The sequence below is a fragment of the Microbacterium elymi genome, assembly GCF_021582895.2.
In the GTDB taxonomy this organism is placed as follows: Bacteria; Actinomycetota; Actinomycetes; order Actinomycetales; family Microbacteriaceae; genus Microbacterium; species Microbacterium humicola.
In genome coordinates, this window is sequence record NZ_CP091139.2 from 469,530 (window position 1) to 484,611 (window position 15,082).

At 71.4% G+C, this 15,082-nt stretch carries 13 protein-coding genes and 4 pseudogenes; 14 read left to right on the top strand and 3 right to left on the bottom strand.

The annotated features are described in order from the left end of the window. Positions 1–2: 2 nt before the first annotated feature. Positions 3–840, bottom strand: a pseudogene (locus L2X98_RS02610) (aldo/keto reductase). A gap of 95 nt (positions 841–935) precedes the next feature. On the opposite strand from L2X98_RS02610, the gene hrpA reads away from it, so the two are divergent. The 8 genes and pseudogenes from hrpA (at position 936) to L2X98_RS02630 (ending at position 7,825) form a co-directional block, all read left to right on the top strand. Then, positions 936–2,795 carry an ATP-dependent RNA helicase HrpA gene (hrpA, locus tag L2X98_RS22060; RefSeq protein ID WP_435526242.1) on the top strand — a complete coding sequence of 620 codons (1,860 nt, stop codon included), beginning with the start codon at positions 936–938 and terminating at the stop codon, positions 2,793–2,795. Beyond that, a pseudogene (locus tag L2X98_RS22065) lies at positions 2,795–3,532 on the top strand (DUF3418 domain-containing protein); the annotation flags it as partial. The gene hrpA and the pseudogene L2X98_RS22065, both read left to right, overlap by 1 nt. A gap of 100 nt (positions 3,533–3,632) precedes the next feature. Then, a pseudogene (locus L2X98_RS22070) lies at positions 3,633–4,774 on the top strand (DUF3418 domain-containing protein). Between the two features lie 84 nt (positions 4,775–4,858). Then, positions 4,859–5,167 (top strand): DUF3311 domain-containing protein, encoded by a 309-nt coding sequence (locus L2X98_RS02620; RefSeq protein WP_259612226.1) that lies wholly within the window; start codon positions 4,859–4,861, stop codon positions 5,165–5,167. Beyond that, positions 5,167–5,679 carry a sodium:solute symporter family transporter gene (locus L2X98_RS19420; RefSeq protein ID WP_290427312.1) on the top strand — a complete coding sequence of 171 codons (513 nt, stop codon included), beginning with the start codon at positions 5,167–5,169 and terminating at the stop codon, positions 5,677–5,679. The genes L2X98_RS02620 and L2X98_RS19420 overlap by 1 nt, the downstream gene beginning before the upstream one ends. Then, positions 5,673–6,704: a sodium:solute symporter family transporter gene (locus tag L2X98_RS19425; RefSeq protein WP_290427313.1), complete on the top strand. Its 1,032-nt coding sequence runs from the start codon at positions 5,673–5,675 to the stop codon at positions 6,702–6,704. Before L2X98_RS19420 ends, L2X98_RS19425 begins: the two co-directional genes overlap by 7 nt. Then, positions 6,686–6,871 (top strand): hypothetical protein, encoded by a 186-nt coding sequence (locus tag L2X98_RS19430; RefSeq protein ID WP_290427314.1) that lies wholly within the window; start codon positions 6,686–6,688, stop codon positions 6,869–6,871. Before L2X98_RS19425 ends, L2X98_RS19430 begins: the two co-directional genes overlap by 19 nt. A 12-nt stretch (positions 6,872–6,883) precedes the next feature. Further along, on the top strand, positions 6,884–7,825 hold the full coding sequence (locus L2X98_RS02630; protein WP_259612227.1) for an alcohol dehydrogenase catalytic domain-containing protein: 942 nt from the start codon (positions 6,884–6,886) through the stop codon (positions 7,823–7,825). Here L2X98_RS02630 and L2X98_RS22075 read toward each other — a convergent pair. After that, a pseudogene (locus tag L2X98_RS22075) lies at positions 7,809–8,640 on the bottom strand (sulfurtransferase). The gene L2X98_RS02630 and the pseudogene L2X98_RS22075 sit on opposite strands and share 17 nt — an antisense overlap. Before the next feature lie 91 nt (positions 8,641–8,731). Between L2X98_RS22075 and L2X98_RS02640 the strand changes: the two are divergent. Further along, positions 8,732–10,054 carry an O-acetylhomoserine aminocarboxypropyltransferase/cysteine synthase family protein gene (locus L2X98_RS02640; protein WP_259612228.1) on the top strand — a complete coding sequence of 441 codons (1,323 nt, stop codon included), beginning with the start codon at positions 8,732–8,734 and terminating at the stop codon, positions 10,052–10,054. A gap of 19 nt (positions 10,055–10,073) precedes the next feature. Further along, complete coding sequence (locus L2X98_RS02645) at positions 10,074–11,093, top strand: Gfo/Idh/MocA family protein (protein WP_259612229.1); 1,020 nt, start codon at positions 10,074–10,076, stop codon at positions 11,091–11,093. Here L2X98_RS02645 and L2X98_RS02650 read toward each other — a convergent pair. Then, entirely contained in the window at positions 11,039–11,452 is a 414-nt protein-coding gene (locus L2X98_RS02650; RefSeq protein ID WP_259612230.1) for a PLDc N-terminal domain-containing protein, read from the bottom strand. The genes L2X98_RS02645 and L2X98_RS02650 overlap by 55 nt on opposite strands. Positions 11,453–11,489: 37 nt before the next feature. Here L2X98_RS02650 and L2X98_RS02655 point away from each other — a divergent pair, with 37 nt between their 5' ends. The 4 genes from L2X98_RS02655 to L2X98_RS02670 all read left to right on the top strand — a co-directional run bounded on the left by L2X98_RS02655 (position 11,490) and on the right by L2X98_RS02670 (position 15,079). After that, on the top strand, positions 11,490–12,386 hold the full coding sequence (locus L2X98_RS02655) for an NYN domain-containing protein (protein ID WP_259612231.1): 897 nt from the start codon (positions 11,490–11,492) through the stop codon (positions 12,384–12,386). Positions 12,387–12,427: 41 nt separating this feature from the next. After that, positions 12,428–13,447: a glutaminase A gene (glsA, locus tag L2X98_RS02660; RefSeq protein ID WP_259612232.1), complete on the top strand. Its 1,020-nt coding sequence runs from the start codon at positions 12,428–12,430 to the stop codon at positions 13,445–13,447. Continuing rightward, the gene (locus L2X98_RS02665) at positions 13,444–14,175 is read left to right on the top strand and encodes an MFS transporter (protein ID WP_259612233.1); all 732 of its coding nucleotides are present in this window, start codon (positions 13,444–13,446) and stop codon (positions 14,173–14,175) included. Before glsA ends, L2X98_RS02665 begins: the two co-directional genes overlap by 4 nt. A 250-nt stretch (positions 14,176–14,425) precedes the next feature. Then, positions 14,426–15,079, top strand: coding sequence for an MFS transporter (locus L2X98_RS02670; protein WP_259612234.1), 654 nt, complete (start codon positions 14,426–14,428; stop codon positions 15,077–15,079). The last annotated feature ends 3 nt before the right edge of the window (positions 15,080–15,082 follow it).

Sequence of the window (15,082 nt, forward strand, 5' to 3'; positions counted from 1 at the left end):
GCTCAGTTCACCGTCTCGGGGTGCGAGCTGACCCGGCCCGACCCGTCGCCGGGCTCGAGCGCGTCGATGGCCTGCAGCTTGCTCGTCGGCGAGGGTGAAGTCGAACACGTCGATGTTCTCGGCGAGGCGCTCGCGGTGCACGGACTTGGGGAACAGGATGTAGCCGTGCTGCAGGTGCCAGCGGATGACGATCTGCGCGGGGGTGCGGTCGTGCGCGGCGGCCGCCTCGGCCACGGCGGGGGTGCCGAACAGGTCGTACTTGCCCTGGCCGAGCGGACCCCAGGACTCGATGCGCACGTCGTGCGCGGCGGCCCAAGCTGTCACATCGGGCTGCTGGTGGGCCGGGTGCAGCTCGATCTGGTCGACCGCGGGGGCCACGCCGGTGGCCTGCACGATCTTCTCCAGGTGCGGGACGAGGAAGTTCGAGACGCCGATGCTGCGGGCCAGGCCCTCCTCGCGCAGCTCGATGAGCTTCTCCCACGCGTGCAGGTAGTTGTCCTTGGCTGGGGTCGGCCAGTGCACCAGGTACAGGTCGACACGGTCCAGGCCGAGCCGGTCCAGGCTCTCGCCGATGGCCGCACGCGGCTCGTCGCCGTCGTGCCGGTCGTTCCACAGCTTGGTGGTGATGAACAGCTCGTCGCGAGGGATGCCGCTGGCGGCCACCGCCGCGCCCACGCCCTGCTCGTTGCCGTAGATGGCGGCCGTGTCGATGTGCCGATAGCCCAGTTCGAGTGCTTCGGCGACGGCGCGCTCGGCCTGCTCCGCAGGCACCTTGAACGTGCCGTAGCCGAGCTGGGGGATGCTGTTCCCGTCGTTGAGGGAGATTTCGGGGATGGTCATGCCTCCAGCCTAGGAGCCGCGCGCGTCCCCGGACCGTCTGTCGCCCGCGCCGCGACGGCCGAGCATGAGCGGGCGGCGCGATACGATCGAGGGCTGTGTCCGCACCAGAACCCGTCCTCGTCTACCCGCCGGAGCTGCCCGTCAGCGCCGCGCGGGGCGAGATCGCGCGCGCCATCGCCGACCATCAGGTCGTGATCGTGGCGGGCGCGACCGGGTCCGGCAAGACCACGCAGCTGCCCAAGATCTGCCTCGAGCTGGGCCGCACGCGCATCGCGCACACGCAGCCGCGACGAATCGCCGCCCGCAGCATCGCGGAACGCGTCGCCGAAGAGCTCCAGGTGCCGCTGGGCACGACCGTCGGATACAAGGTCCGGTTCACCGACAAGGTCTCGGACGACACCCGGATCGCGCTGATGACCGACGGCATCCTGCTGAACGAGATCCACCGCGACCGGTCGCTGCGCCGCTACGACACGATCATCGTCGACGAGGCGCACGAGCGCTCGCTGAACGTCGACTTCCTTCTCGGATATCTGCACCGCATCCTGCCGCGGCGGCCCGATCTGAAGGTCATCATCACCTCGGCGACCATCGACCCGGCCAGCTTCGCGCAGCACTTCGCCGACGCCTCCGGCACTCCGGCGCCGATCATCGAGGTGTCCGGCCGCACCTACCCGGTCGACATCCGCTACCGCCCCGGACTCGACACCGCCGACGACATCGAACCGCTGACGGCGGCCCTGCGAGAACTCGACCGCGAGTCGACCGGCGACGTTCTGGTGTTCCTGCCCGGCGAGGCCGAGATCCGCGACGCGATGGATGCCGTTCGCGGCATGTATGCGAAGGATGCCGCCCCCACCGAGGTCCTCCCCCTGTACGGGCGGCTCTCCGCGGCGGATCAGCACCGCGTGTTCGAGCGGTCCCGCGTGCCCGGGCTGCGTCGCCGGGTGATCCTGGCGACGAACGTCGCCGAGACGAGTCTGACCGTTCCCGGCATCCGGTACGTGGTGGATGTCGGCACCGCCCGGATGGCCCGGTACAGGCAACCGAGCAAGATCCAGCGCCTGCCCATCGAGCCGATCTCGCAGGCCTCGGCGCAGCAGCGGGCCGGTCGCGCCGGACGGACCTCGCCGGGCGTCGCGATCCGGCTCTACTCGGAAGAGGACTTCGCGTCCCGCCCGGAGTTCACCGAACCCGAGGTGCTGCGCACCAGCCTGGCCTCGGTCGTGCTGCAGATGCTCTCGCTGGGCTTCGGCGAGATCACCGAGTTCCCGTTCCTCACGCCGCCCGACTCGCGCGGCGTGAAGGCGGCATTCGACCTGCTCGTCGAACTGGGGGCGGTCACCGGCCGGTCCCCCGCGCTGACCGACATCGGCCGCGAGCTGGCGCGCCTGCCCATCGACCCGCGGTTCGCCCGCATGCTCGTCGAGGCGCGCGCACAGGGCGTGCTGCCGGAGGTGCAGGCGATCGTGGCGGGACTGTCGATCCCCGACGTGCGCGAGCGCCCGGAGGAGCAGCGCGAGCAGGCCGACCGCCTGCATGCGCGGTTCACGGACCCGGCCAGCGACTTCCTCAGCATGCTGAACCTCTGGAACCACCTGCAGGAGCTCCAGCACGACCTCGGCTCCAGTGCGTTCCGTCGGACATGCCGTGCGGAGCATCTGAACTACGTGCGGGTGCGCGAATGGTTCGACGTGCATCGCCAGCTGCGTTCGCTGCTGAAGGCGCCCGCGTCCCGCACCGGCGCGGCCGATCCGGACGCCGTCCACAAGGCGATCCTGTCCGGCCTGCTCTCGCAGCTGGGCATCCTCGACGAGCGGAGCGCCCGCGCCGAGCCCACGCGCCCGGGTGGCGGCAAGCCGCGCAAGCCGCGCCCCGAGTACCTGGGCGCGCGCGGCGCCCGATTCGCGATCTTCCCCGGATCCGGCGTGCGAGCAAGGCACCGGCGGCGGTGATGGCCGCCGAGCTGGTCGAGACGAGCCGGCTGTTCGCGCGGACGGTGGCGGCGATCGATCCCGCCTGGGCCGAGCCGCTGGCCGGCGATCTGGCCAAGCGCCAGCTCAGCGAGCCGCACTGGTCGAAGGATGCCGGCGCCGCCGTGGCCGCCGAGCGGGTGACGCTGTTCGGCGTCCCCATCGTCCCGAACCGCCGGGTCCAGCTCGCCCGCATCGATCGGCCGCTGGCCCGCGAGCTGTTCCTGCGGCATGCCCTGGTCGACGGCGAATGGGACCCGTCCGTGCTCGAGAAGGGCCTGACCGCTTTCACGCGCCGCAACCACGAACTGCGCCGGCGGCTCGAGAAGGTCGAAGAGCGCGAGCGGCGCCGCGACATCCTCGCCGGCGACGAGGCGGTGTTCGCCTTCTACGACGCGCGCATCCCCCGTGATGTGTACGACGTCCGCTCGTTCACCGCCTGGTGGAAGGACGCGCTGCCGCGCACGCCTCACCTGCTCGACCTGAGCGAGGCCGACCTGCGCGGCGACGTGGCACGATCCGACGAGCGCGACTTCCCCACCCGCTGGCGGCAGGGCGATCAGGTCCTCTCCCTCGCCTACCGGTTCGAGCCCCGCGCCCCGGACGACGGCGTGACCGCCGTGATCCCGCTCGCCCTGCTGGCCCAGCTCGAGCCGGACGGGTTCGACTGGCAGGTGCCGGGCATGCGCGACGAGTTGATCGCCGCCCTGATCCGCGCGCTGCCGAAGACGATCCGGCGGCACGTCGTGCCCGCCGCCGACTGGGCTTGCGCGGTTCGCCGAGGAGCTCGCCGGGGCCGGCCCGGAATCCCACGACGGGATGCCGGCGACCGGCCTGCGCGAAGCCCTGGCCGACCGCATCCGACGCGTGGCCAACCAGCCCGTCGGCGCGGCCGACTTCGCGCCGGAGCGCGTGCCGGACCACCTGCAGATCTCGTTCCGCGCCGTGGACGCGCGCGGACGGGTCGTGGGGTCCGATCACGATCTGGCGGCCCTGCAGGGACGGCTGTCCGATCGCGCGCGCCAGGCCGTGACCCGGTCGTTGAGCGAGCAGCGCCGCCCCGCCCCGCTCCGTCCGCCCGAAGGCACGGGGTTCACCGAGCGCAGCGGCATCACGACGTGGGACGTGGAGGCACTCCCCGACGTCGTGGACACCAGAGTGCCCGGCGGCGTCGTGCGCGGCTACCCGGCCCTCGTCGACGCGGGCGACAGCGTGTCGCTGCGGATCGAGGCCACCGCCGAGGCCGCGGCGGCCGCCACCCGCGTGGGGGTGCGTCGCCTTGTGCTCCTGTCGACGCCGAGCCCGGCCGACTACGTGCTCGAGCATCTCACCGCCGCGGAGAAGCTCGCGCTCGCCGCCTCGCCGTATCCCTCGGCGCGCGCGGCGATCGAGGACTGCCGCCTCGCGGTCGCGGATGCCGTGATCCAGCGTTCGGCGCCGGGCCCGATCCGCACCGGCACCGCCTTCGCCACCGCGCGGGACGCGTTCTCGGCCGCCGTCGTGGACGAGCTGTTCCAGGCCGTTTCGCTGCTGGCCCGCATCCTGACGGCCGCGCGCGAGGTCGAACGGGCGGTGAAGGCCACCAATGCCCTGACGCTGCTGGCGGCGCTGAACGATGTGAAGGGACAGCTCGCCGGACTCGTCTACCCCGGTTTCGTGTCCCGCACGGGCCTGGCCCGCCTCGCCCATCTGCCCCGCTACCTGCAGGGGCGCTGCAGCGGCTGAAGGCCCTGCCGGAGAACCCCGGCCGCGACCGGCAGCGGCTCACCGAGTACGAACGCGCGGCGGCGCTGTACGCCGAGGCCGGCGGCGGCATCCCGCCCGCCCCGGATGCCTCGGACGCCCTGGTGCACACGCGGTGGCTGCTGGAGGAATACCGGGTGAGCCTGTTCGCGCAGACCCTCGGCACCGCCGAGTCGGTCTCGCCGCAGCGGATCCACCGGGCGCTGACGGGGTCTTGACGCCGGCACCCCACCGGGTGAAAAGTTCATCCCGGGCCGTGCACAACGCGGTCCGGGAGAAGACTGAATCCGGAAGGAACGACGATGACGTCCCCAGACACCCCCACCCGCGGCCCGGCTCGCCCCGGACCATACGTCATTGCCGGCATCCTGATCGCGCTGGCGATCATCATGCCGCTGCTCGTCCCGATGTACGCCCGGTGGGACCCCACCCTCGGGGCCATCCCGTTCTTCTACTGGTATCAGCTGCTCTGGGTCTTCCTCGCCTCGGGTCTGCTGGCCATCGCCTACGTGATCATGCGCAAGGAGGACCGCCGCCGCCGCGCCGAGGTCCGCCGGCCGGCGTCCGGCCAGCCCGGTCATCCGCAGGCCCGCAGCGGTGAGGACGCCTGATGCCCTCCCTCATCGAAGCCGCCGCCGCCGCTCCCCAGCGCGAGATCCAGTGGGTCCCGCTGGTGATCGTGGTGGTCCTGTTCATCGCCGTCGCCATCGTCGGCTTCCTCGCCTCGCGCTGGCGCACCGCCCCCGCCGACCGCGGCCTGAAATCGCTCGACGAGTGGGGGCTGGGCGGTCGCGGGTTCGGCACCTGGGTGACCTGGTTCCTGCTCGGCGGCGACCTGTACACCGCGTACACGTTCGTCGCCGTGCCCGCCGCCATGTGGGCATCGGGCGCGGTCAGCGGGTTCTTCGCGGTGCCGTACACGATCGTGCTGTACCCCATCGTGTTCCTGCTGATGTCGCGGCTGTGGTCGGTCTCGCACCGGCACGGCTACGTCACCCCGGCGGATTTCATCGGCGGACGCTACGGCAGCCGCACCCTGTCGCTGGCGATCGCCGTGACCGGCATCATCGCGACCATGCCGTACATCGCGCTCGCAAGCTGGTCGGCATCAAGGCGGTGCTGACCGTGCTGGGGCTCGGGTCGAACACCAACTGGTTCATGGCCGACCTGCCGCTGATCATCGCGTTCGTCGTGCTGGCCGCCTACACGTACACCGCAGGCCTGCGCGCTCCGGCGCTGATCGCCGTGGTCAAGGACATCCTGATCTACGCGGCCATCATCGTGGCGATCATCTACCTGCCGGGCAAGGTGGGCGGATGGGAGGGCATCTTCCAGGCCGCGGACGACAAGCTGAGCCTGACCAACCCCGCCACCGGCAACCCGTTCGGCGCGGTGATCCCCGGCGCCGGGTCGTTCAACGCGTACTGGACGCTGGCCCTCGGATCGGCCATGGCGCTGTTCATGTACCCGCACTCGATCACCGGAGTGCTGGCCACGAAGAGCCGCAACACGATCCGCCGCAACGCGATGATCCTGCCGCTGTACTCGCTGATGCTCGGCGGGCTCGCGCTGCTGGGGTATGTGGCGATCAAGGCGGGCACCCAGCCGATCGACGTCGACGGCTCGGTGAACGCGCAGCTGGTCGTGCCGCAGCTGTTCAGCGATCTGTTCCCCAAGTGGTTCGCCGGGATCGCCCTGGCGGCGATCGCGATCGGGGCGCTCGTGCCGGCGGCGATCATGTCGATCGCGGCATCCAACCTGTTCACCCGCAACGTCTACCGGGACTTCTTCAAGAAGGACGCCACGCCGCAAGCAGGAGGCCAAGGTCTCCAAGTTCGTGTCGCTGATCGTGAAGCTGGGCGCGCTGGCGTTCGTGCTGGGGATGGACGCCTCGTCGGCGATCAACCTGCAGCTTGCTCGGCGGCATCTGGATCCTGCAGACGTTCCCGGCGATCGTGGCCGGCCTGTACACCCGATGGTTCAACCGGTGGGCGCTGTTCGCCGGCTGGGCCGCCGGCATCCTGTATGGCACGATCACGGCGTACAACGTCGTCAACCCCGCCACGCACCGGAACTTCGGCGGCTCGATCGCGAACTTCCCGTTCACCGACATCCCGGTCTACATCGGGGTGTCCGCGTTCGCGCTGAACGCGGTCGTCGCGGTCGTGCTCACCCTCATCCTTCGGGCCTTCAAGGTGAAGGACACGGCCGACTCGACTCGCCGCAGCGACTACGGCGCCGACGAGGACGACCCGAAGGTCGCCGAGATCGAGCGCCAGGCGGCGCTGGAGCAGGGCAACCCGCTGGCCCCGTGACATCCTGATCACATGGCACAGGCAGTCCAGTACGTCGAGTTCGGCGGACCAGAGGTCCTGACGCTGCAGGAGGTGACCTCCCCGTCCCCCGGGGCCGGGGAGGTCGCCGTGCGGGTGGCGGCGGCCGGGATCAACCCGATCGACGCGAAGGTGCTCTCCGGGCTCCGGCCGACCGGGCCGATCACCGCACCGCGCGGGATCGGCGGGGATGCCGCGGGCACGGTGATCGCCGTCGGACCGGACACCGAGGGCGTCGCCGTCGGGCAGGACGTGATCGTGTTCGGCGTGACCGGCACCTGCGCCACCGAGCTCACGGCACCGATCGCGCACGTGCAGCCGCGCCCGCCGCAGGTCTCGGCCGCCGCGGGCGCGGCTCTCGGCGTCCCCGCCGGCACCGCGTACCAGACGCTTGCGCTCGCTGCATGTCGGCCGGGGCGACACGGTGCTCGTGCACGGCGGATCCGGATCGGTCGGGCAGGCGGTCGTGCAGTTCGCGATCCTGTGGGGCGCACGGGTCGTGGCCACGGCATCCCCCGTCGCCACGATCGCCTGCGCGCGCTGGGGGCGATCCCGGTCGCCTACGGCGGCGGCCTCGCCGCGCGGGTGCGGCGACGCTGCCCGGGAAGGCATCACCGCGGTGATCGACATCGCCGGCACCGACGAGGCGATCGAGACCTCGCTGCGGCTCGCACCGGACCGTGGACGGGTCGCGACGCTCGTGCGCGGGAAGGATGCCGCGGCCCTCGGCATCCGCGCATTCCTGGGCGGCGCCCCCGACCCGCTCACGCCGCGTCAGCAACGCTGCGCGCCGAGGCGATGCCGGTCACCCTCGCACTGATGGCCGCCGGCAGGTTCACCGTGGAGCTCGGGCCGACGTTCCCGCTGGCCGATGCCGCCGCCGCGCTGCGCGCACTGGCCGCCGGCGTCGACGGCAAGATCACGCTGGTCCCGTAGCGACCGGCCGGCCCGGGGTGTTCGCCCACTGGCTCCACGACCCGGGGTACACGGCGACATCGATTCCGGCGATCGCCCCGGCCAGTGCGGCCTGTGCGGCAGTGATCCCCGAGCCGCAGTAGGCGGCCACCTCCGTGCCCTGCCCGGCGCCGACGGCGGCGAACGCCTGCCGGATGTCCGCGGCATCGGCGAACCGTCCGTCGCGCAGATACTCCGGGCTCGGCAGGTTCACCGCACCGGGGATGTGCCCGGCCACCGGGTCCAGCGGCTCCGCCTCGCCGCGATAGCGCTCGCCGGCGCGCACGTCCAGCAGCACGCCGTGCTCCGGCCAGGCCGCCGCGTCGTCGATGGATGCCACGCCCTCCGTCCGCTCGTGCAGCACGATCGACCCGGGCGCGGGGACCACGTCACCCGCCTCCAATGGCAGCACGGCCGCACGCCACGCGGACAGGCCGCCGTCCAGCACGCGCACGTCGGCGACGCCGGCACCGCGCAAGCATCCACCACAGCCGCGCCGCCCCCAGCATGTTCCAGTCGTCGTAGGCGACGACCGTGTCGCCGGGGTCCACGCCCCACCGCCGGGCCGCGTCCTGCAGCACGGACAGCGGCGGGAGCGGATGCCGCCCCTCGCCGGGTGCGCCGAGCCGGGCCAGCTCGGTCTCCATCTGGACGTAGACCGCGCCCGGCAGGTGTCCGGACCGGTACGCCGGTCGCCCGTCGGGCTCGTCGAGGCGGTAGCGCACATCCAGGAGGCGCAGCGGTGCGCCCTCGTCGATCAGGGCGGACAGGGTACGGACGTCGATCAGCGGGTGCACTCCCCCATCGTGCCCCCTTCGCGGCCGGGGTCGGCGCAACAGTTCGACACACGAGGCGCGATCGGGCGGGGTCGGCATCGAGAATGGGACCATGTCTGACGCCGCCGACTGTCCCACCCCCTCGTTTGCGACCGTCCAGGTCCAGGCGGGGTTCACGGCGAGCGCCCCGGTGCCGGCGGCGGTGCCGCCGATCTACCAGTCCAACGCGTTCGAGTTCGAGTCGCTCTCGCACGCGCGCGACCTGTTCGCGCACCGTCGGGACGGAGACGTCTATTCGCGCACGGCGAACCCCACGGTGGCCGTGCTCGAGCAGCGCGTGGCCGCGCTGGAGGGCGGGATCGCCGCGGTCGCCCTCGCCTCCGGCCAGGCGGCCGTCGCGCTGACCCTGCTGGCGCTGGCCGGCCGGGGCGGGCACATCGTCGCCGCCCGGCAGCTGTACGGCGGCACGGTCGACCTGCTCGAGGACACGCTCCCGGACTGGGGCATCGAGACCACTTTCGTCGACCAGGACGATGTGGACGGCTGGCGCGACGCGGTGCGCGAGTCCACGCGCGTCTTCCTCGCCGAGACCGTCGCCAACCCGATCGCGCAGGTGCTGGACGTGCGGCGGATCGCCGACATCGCCCATGCCGCCGGCGTGCCGCTGGTCGTGGACAACACCGTCGCCACCCCTTACCTGCAGCGTCCGAAGGAGTTCGGGGCCGATGTCGCGGTGCACTCGGCGACGAAGTTCATCGGCGGCCACGGTGCGGTCCTCGGCGGCGTGATCGTGGATCTCGGCACGTTCGACTTCACCGCCGCACCGGAACGCTGGCCGGCGCTGTCCGCACCCTCGCGCCGGCTCGGCGGCCAGGCCAGCCTGGCCGACCACTTCGCCGGCGGATCGCCGTTGATCGCCCTGATCAAGGCGAAATACCTGCACGATCTCGGGCCGACCCTCTCAGCGTCCTCCGCCTTCCAGCTGCTGCAGGGGCTGGAGACGCTCGACCTGCGGATGCAGCGGCACTCGGCATCGGCCCAGCTGATCGCCGAGCATCTCCGGTCGCACCCCGCCGTGGCCGCGGTGCACCACCCCGGGCTGCCCACCAGCCCCTGGCACGCGGCATCCCGCACCTACCTGAGCCGCGGCGTCCCGTCGGTGTTCTCGATCGAGCTGCGCTCTGCCGGAGACCCCGCCGCCGACTTCGACCGGGTCGAACGGTTCATCTCCGGGCTGCGGGTGCTGCGGCTGCTGGCCAACATCGGCGACGCCCGCAGCATCGTGACCCACCCGGCGTCGATGACGCACAGCCATCTGTCGCCGGTGCAGCTGCGCGAGGCGGGGATCTCGTCGGCGACGGTCCGCCTGTCGATCGGCCTGGAGGACCCGGCCGACCTGATCGCCGATCTCGACCGCGCCCTGGCCGCCGTCTGAGAACCCATAGTCTGAGGACATGACCGGACTTCGATGGGGCATCCTCGCCACGGGCGGCATCGCCCACGCGTTCACCAGCGACCTGCGCACCGCGGGACGCGACGTGCGGGCCGTCGGCTCGCGCCGCCCGGACGCCGCCGAGCGGTTCGCCCGGGAGTTCGCGATCCCGCGCGCGCACGGCTCGTATGAGGAGCTCGCCGCCGACCCCGATGTCGACATCGTCTACGTGGCCACGCCCCACCCGATGCACGCCGAAGACGCGCTGCTGTGCCTGGAGCACGGCAAGCACGTGCTCGTGGAGAAGTCGTTCACCGTGAACGCCCGCCAGGCGCGGGCGGTGCAGTCCGCCGCCGCCGAGCGCGGCCTGCTGGCCATGGAGGCGATGTGGACGCGATATCTGCCGCACATGCGCCGCATCCGCGCGCTGATCGCCGACGGCGCGCTCGGCGAGGTGCGGGCGCTGTTCGCCGACCACACGCAGCAGATCAGCACCGACCCGACGCATCGGCTGAACGCACTCGAGCTGGGCGGTGGGGCGCTGCTGGACCTGGGCATCTACCCGGTCTCGTTCGCGTGGGACATCCTCGGCGCGCCGATGACGGTCCAGGCGCAGGCCCGGCTCGGCGACACCGGCGCGGACACCGAAGTGGCCACGGTCTTCACGCACGCCTCCGGCGCCGTCTCCACGACACTGTCGTCGTCGCGGGCCGCGGGGCCGAACACCGCCCACATCGTCGGCACTGCCGGGCGCATCGACATCGACCGGGTCTGGTACACGCCCACCTCGTTCCGGCTGACCGCCCCCGACGGCACCGTCGTCGAGGACTACGTGTCAGAGGTCGACGGCCGTGGCATGCAGTTCCAGGCGCTCGAGGCGGAGCGCCTCATCGCCGAGGGCCGGCGCGACGGCGACCTGCTCCCGATCGCCGAGACCGTCGCGATCATGGGCACGCTGGACGAGATCCGCGCGCAGATCGGCGTCCGCTACTCTGCCGACGACCCGGCTGAGGGCTCCGCTGACGAATCCGCAGGCGACTGACCTACGTCCCCCGACTGCCGTCGCCGCCCCTCGGAGCGCAGGCGGTCCTGTGCGATCTCGCGCTCCAGATCGGCCAGCTGTGCTCGGTGGTGCGCGTGTCCTGCGGGCGGGCCGGCGGCGAGGGGACGGATGCCGTGGGCTTGCGCGGTGCGCGCGCGGCGATGCTGACGCGGCGGGCGATCGGGATACTCGCGCCCCAGCACGAACCACAGGACCACTCCCAGCACCGGCAGCAGGATCACCAGGATCAGCCAGACGAACTTCGGCATGAACCGGATCCGCGCCTCGTCGTGGGTGACGATGTCCACAACGGCGAACACCATCGCCGCCATCACCAGGAGCCAGAACAGGAACGGCATGACACGAGCATAGGTGGCGACCTGCGACACTGGGACCATGCCCACTGCACAGGATGCCCGCGTCGCCGTCTACCTCGACTTCGACAACATCGTGATGAGCTGGTACGACCGAGTGCACGGCCGCAACTCGTACTCGCATGACCGGCAGCGCATCACCGCCGATCCCAGCGAGCCCGAGATCGCGCAGCGCCTGGCCGCGGCCACCATCGACGTCGGCGCGATCATCGACTACGCGGCATCCTTCGGCACCCTGGTGCTGACCCGGGCCTACGCGGACTGGTCCAGCCCGGTCAACGCACAGTACCGCTCGCAGCTGGTGGCCCGCGCGGTCGACCTGGTGCAGCTGTTCCCGGCGGCCGCGTATGCGAAGAACGGCGCCGACATCCGCCTGGCCGTCGACACCGTCGAGGACATGTTCCGACTGCCCGACCTGACCCACGTCGTGATCGTCGGCGGCGACTCCGACTATGTGCCGCTCGCCCAGCGCTGCAAGCGCCTCGGCCGCTTCGTGGTCGGGGTGGGCGTCGCCGGATCCACGGCGAAGTCGCTGGCGGCCGCGTGCGATCAGTTCGACTCGTACGACTCCCTGCCCGGCATCACCGTGGTGGAGGCGCCGGAGTCAAAGTCCGAATCGGATGCCGCTCCCGCCGGCCGCACCCGCACGAAGAAGAAGGAGAAGGAGGAGAAGGAGCAGAGCGACGCCTCCGGAGAGCTCCTGGAACGCGCGCTCAAGCTCGAGCACGTGCGCACCGACGACGAGTGGGTGCATCTGTCGGCGGTGAAGAACCTGCTCAAGCGGATGGACCCGTCCTTCAGCGAGAAGGCGCTCGGGCACCGGTCGTTCTCGGACTTCGTGAAGGCGCATCCGGAGGTCGCCGAGCTCGACGAGTCGACCAACATCGTCACCGTGCGACTGCAGCCCTCGCGCTCCTGAGACCACCCCACGGCGGACTCGCGGTGCGCTAGCGTGGGCGCGTGCGCGACGACGAGTTGGATGTCACCGATGTCCACCAGCGGGCGCGCACCGGCCCGGTCCCTGAGGACCGCGCGATCGATGCGGCGGTGGACAGTGCCTACCGCCGCGCCCGTGACCGGCACGACGGCGCCGTGGCGGACTACATCCCGGTGCTGGCCGGTGCCGATCCGGATGCGTTCGGCCTGTGCGTGGCCGACGTCGACGGCGGCCTGCACGAGGCGGGCCAGACCCGGGTGCCGTTCTCGATCCAGTCCATCTCCAAGGCCTTCGCATACGCCCTGCTGTGCGAGGCCGTCGGGCACCACGAGGTCCGCGAACTCGTCGGCGTGAACAGCACCGGACTCGCGTTCAACTCGGTCATCGCGATCGAGATGAACGACGGCCACCCGATGAACCCGATGGTCAACGCCGGCGCGATCGCCACGACGGCGCTCCTGCCGGGCGGCAGCCCCGACGGGCAATGGCGGTTTCTGCATGAGGGGCTCTCCCGCTTCGCCGGGCACGAGCTGATCCTCGACGACGAGGTGTACCGCTCCGAGAGCGGCACGAATCAGCGCAACCAGGCGATCGCGGCGCTCCTGCACAGCTACGGGCGGATGCGGACCGACCCCGCCGAGGCGGTGGATGTCTACACCCGCCAGTGCTCGCTGCGGGTGGACGCGCGCGATCTGGCGGTGATGGGCGCGACCCTCGCCGACGGCGGCGTGAACCCGCTCACCGGCGACCAGGTGGTCTCGGCCGACGTCTGCCGCGACACGCTGGCGGTGATGGCCGCCAGCGGCCTGTACCAGACCAGCGGCGAGTGGCTGTTCGAGATCGGCCTGCCGGGCAAGAGCGGCGTGGCCGGCGGACTGGTCACCGTGGCACCGGGCAAGGTGGGCATCGGGGCGTACGCCCCGCGGTTGGATGCCGCGGGCAACAGCGTCCGAGGACAGGTGGCGACCGCCTACCTTGCACGCTCGCTGGGACTGAACATCTTCGCCTCCGCGTCGCATTTCCATCGAGAGGACACCCCATGACCGCTTCCGCGCCCGCGCGCACCTCCTGGGTCCCGCTGATCGGCCTGTTCCTGGCGCAGATCCTCATGTCCTACAACGTCGCCGCGCTGCCGGTCACCCTGGGCAGCATGGTCGACGATTTCGGCGTGCCGCCCACCGACGTGTCCACCGCGATCGTGGTGTACGGACTGTTCGTGGCGGCGCTGGTGATGGTCGGCGCCAAGATCGGGCAGCGCATCGGGTGGGTGGTCATCTTCCGCGTGGTCGTGCTCGTGTTCGCGGCATCCGCGCTGATCATGATCCTCTCCCCGGGCGTGGGCTGGGTGATCCTCGCACAGGCGCTGGCCGGAGCATCCGCCGCCATCATCGTCCCCGCCCTCGTCGCCCTGATCGCCGAGAACTATCACGGGCGGCAGCAGGAGACGGCGATCGGCTCGCTCGGCTCTGCGCGGGCGCTGGCCGGCGTCACCGCCTTCCTGCTCGGCGGGACCCTCGCCACGTTCGTCGGCTGGCGGTGGGTGTTCGCGGTCGTGCTGGTGATCGCCGTGGCGGTTTTCGTGCTGAGCTTCGGCCTGACCGCGTCGCGCGGCAACCCGGGCATCAAGATCGACGTGGTGGCCGCGGTCATCATCGGGCTGGGCATCATGTGCCTCACCCTCGGGGTGAACAACCTGAACGGCTGGGGCTGCTGCAGGCGACCGAGAACGCCCCGTTCGACGTGCTCGGGCTCTCCCCCGCGCCCGTGCTGATCCTGGTCGGGATCGTGCTCGTGCAAGCTGTTCTTCCTGTGGACGCGACGGCGGACCAAGCGGGGGAAGGTGCCGCTGGTCAGCCTGTCGGTGTTCGGCTCGTCCCGTGAGCGCGCCGCGGTGTACGCGATGTTCATCGTGGTGGCGCTGGAGGCGGCGCTGAACTTCACGGTGCCGCTGTACATCCAGATCGTGCAGGGGCGCACCCCGTTCGACACGTCCCTGGCCATGCCTGCCGTTCAACCTCACGGTGTTCGTCGCCGCGATGGTGGTGGTGCGGTTCTACCGCCGGTTCTCGCCGCGCCAGATCGGGGTGTTCGGGTTCATCCTGACCACCGCCGCGCTGGTCTGGCTCTCGTTCGTGGTCACCAACAACTGGGAGACGCTGCCCACGATCCTCGGGCTGTTCGTTTTCGGCGTCGGGCAGGGGTCGTTGGTCACGCTGGTGTTCAACGTACTGGTCACGGCCTCGCCGAAGGAGCTCGCCGGCGACGTCGGCTCGGTGCGCGGCACCACGCAGAATCTCGCCTCGGCCGTCGGGACGGCGGTCTCGGGTGCGCTGCTGGTGGGTCTGCTGGCCGGCGGGATCACCACGGCGATCGCGGCCCATCCCGATCTTCCGGACGAGGTGACCGCGCAGATCCCGCTGAGCAGCGTGAACTTCGTCAGCAACGACCGGCTCGACGAGGTGCTGGCGGCGACCGACCTGACCGACCAGCAGGTGGCGGCCGCGGTCGAGATCAACGAGAGCGCGCGCCTGGGCGCGCTGCGCCTGGGGCTGCTGATCCTGGCCGGGGTCAGCGCGGCCGCCATCGTGCCGGCCAGTCGTCTGCCCAAGTTCCGGCCCGGTGAGATCCCGGAGTCGGTGGCCAGCGGCGCAGACCCGGGGCATGACGCGGCCTGATCC

Excerpts from the sequence above, each read along its gene's own strand:
- L2X98_RS02640 (WP_259612228.1), top strand. The coding sequence starts at position 8,732 with ATGTCTGACGCCGCCGACTGTCCCACCCCCTCGTTTGCGACCGTCCAG.
- L2X98_RS02650 (WP_259612230.1), bottom strand. The coding sequence starts at position 11,452 with ATGCCGTTCCTGTTCTGGCTCCTGGTGATGGCGGCGATGGTGTTCGCC.
- L2X98_RS02655 (WP_259612231.1), top strand. The coding sequence starts at position 11,490 with ATGCCCACTGCACAGGATGCCCGCGTCGCCGTCTACCTCGACTTCGAC.
- L2X98_RS02620 (WP_259612226.1), top strand. The coding sequence starts at position 4,859 with ATGACGTCCCCAGACACCCCCACCCGCGGCCCGGCTCGCCCCGGACCA.
- L2X98_RS02665 (WP_259612233.1), top strand. The coding sequence starts at position 13,444 with ATGACCGCTTCCGCGCCCGCGCGCACCTCCTGGGTCCCGCTGATCGGC.
- L2X98_RS19420 (WP_290427312.1), top strand. The coding sequence starts at position 5,167 with ATGCCCTCCCTCATCGAAGCCGCCGCCGCCGCTCCCCAGCGCGAGATC.
- L2X98_RS02630 (WP_259612227.1), top strand. The coding sequence starts at position 6,884 with ATGGCACAGGCAGTCCAGTACGTCGAGTTCGGCGGACCAGAGGTCCTG.
- L2X98_RS02645 (WP_259612229.1), top strand. The coding sequence starts at position 10,074 with ATGACCGGACTTCGATGGGGCATCCTCGCCACGGGCGGCATCGCCCAC.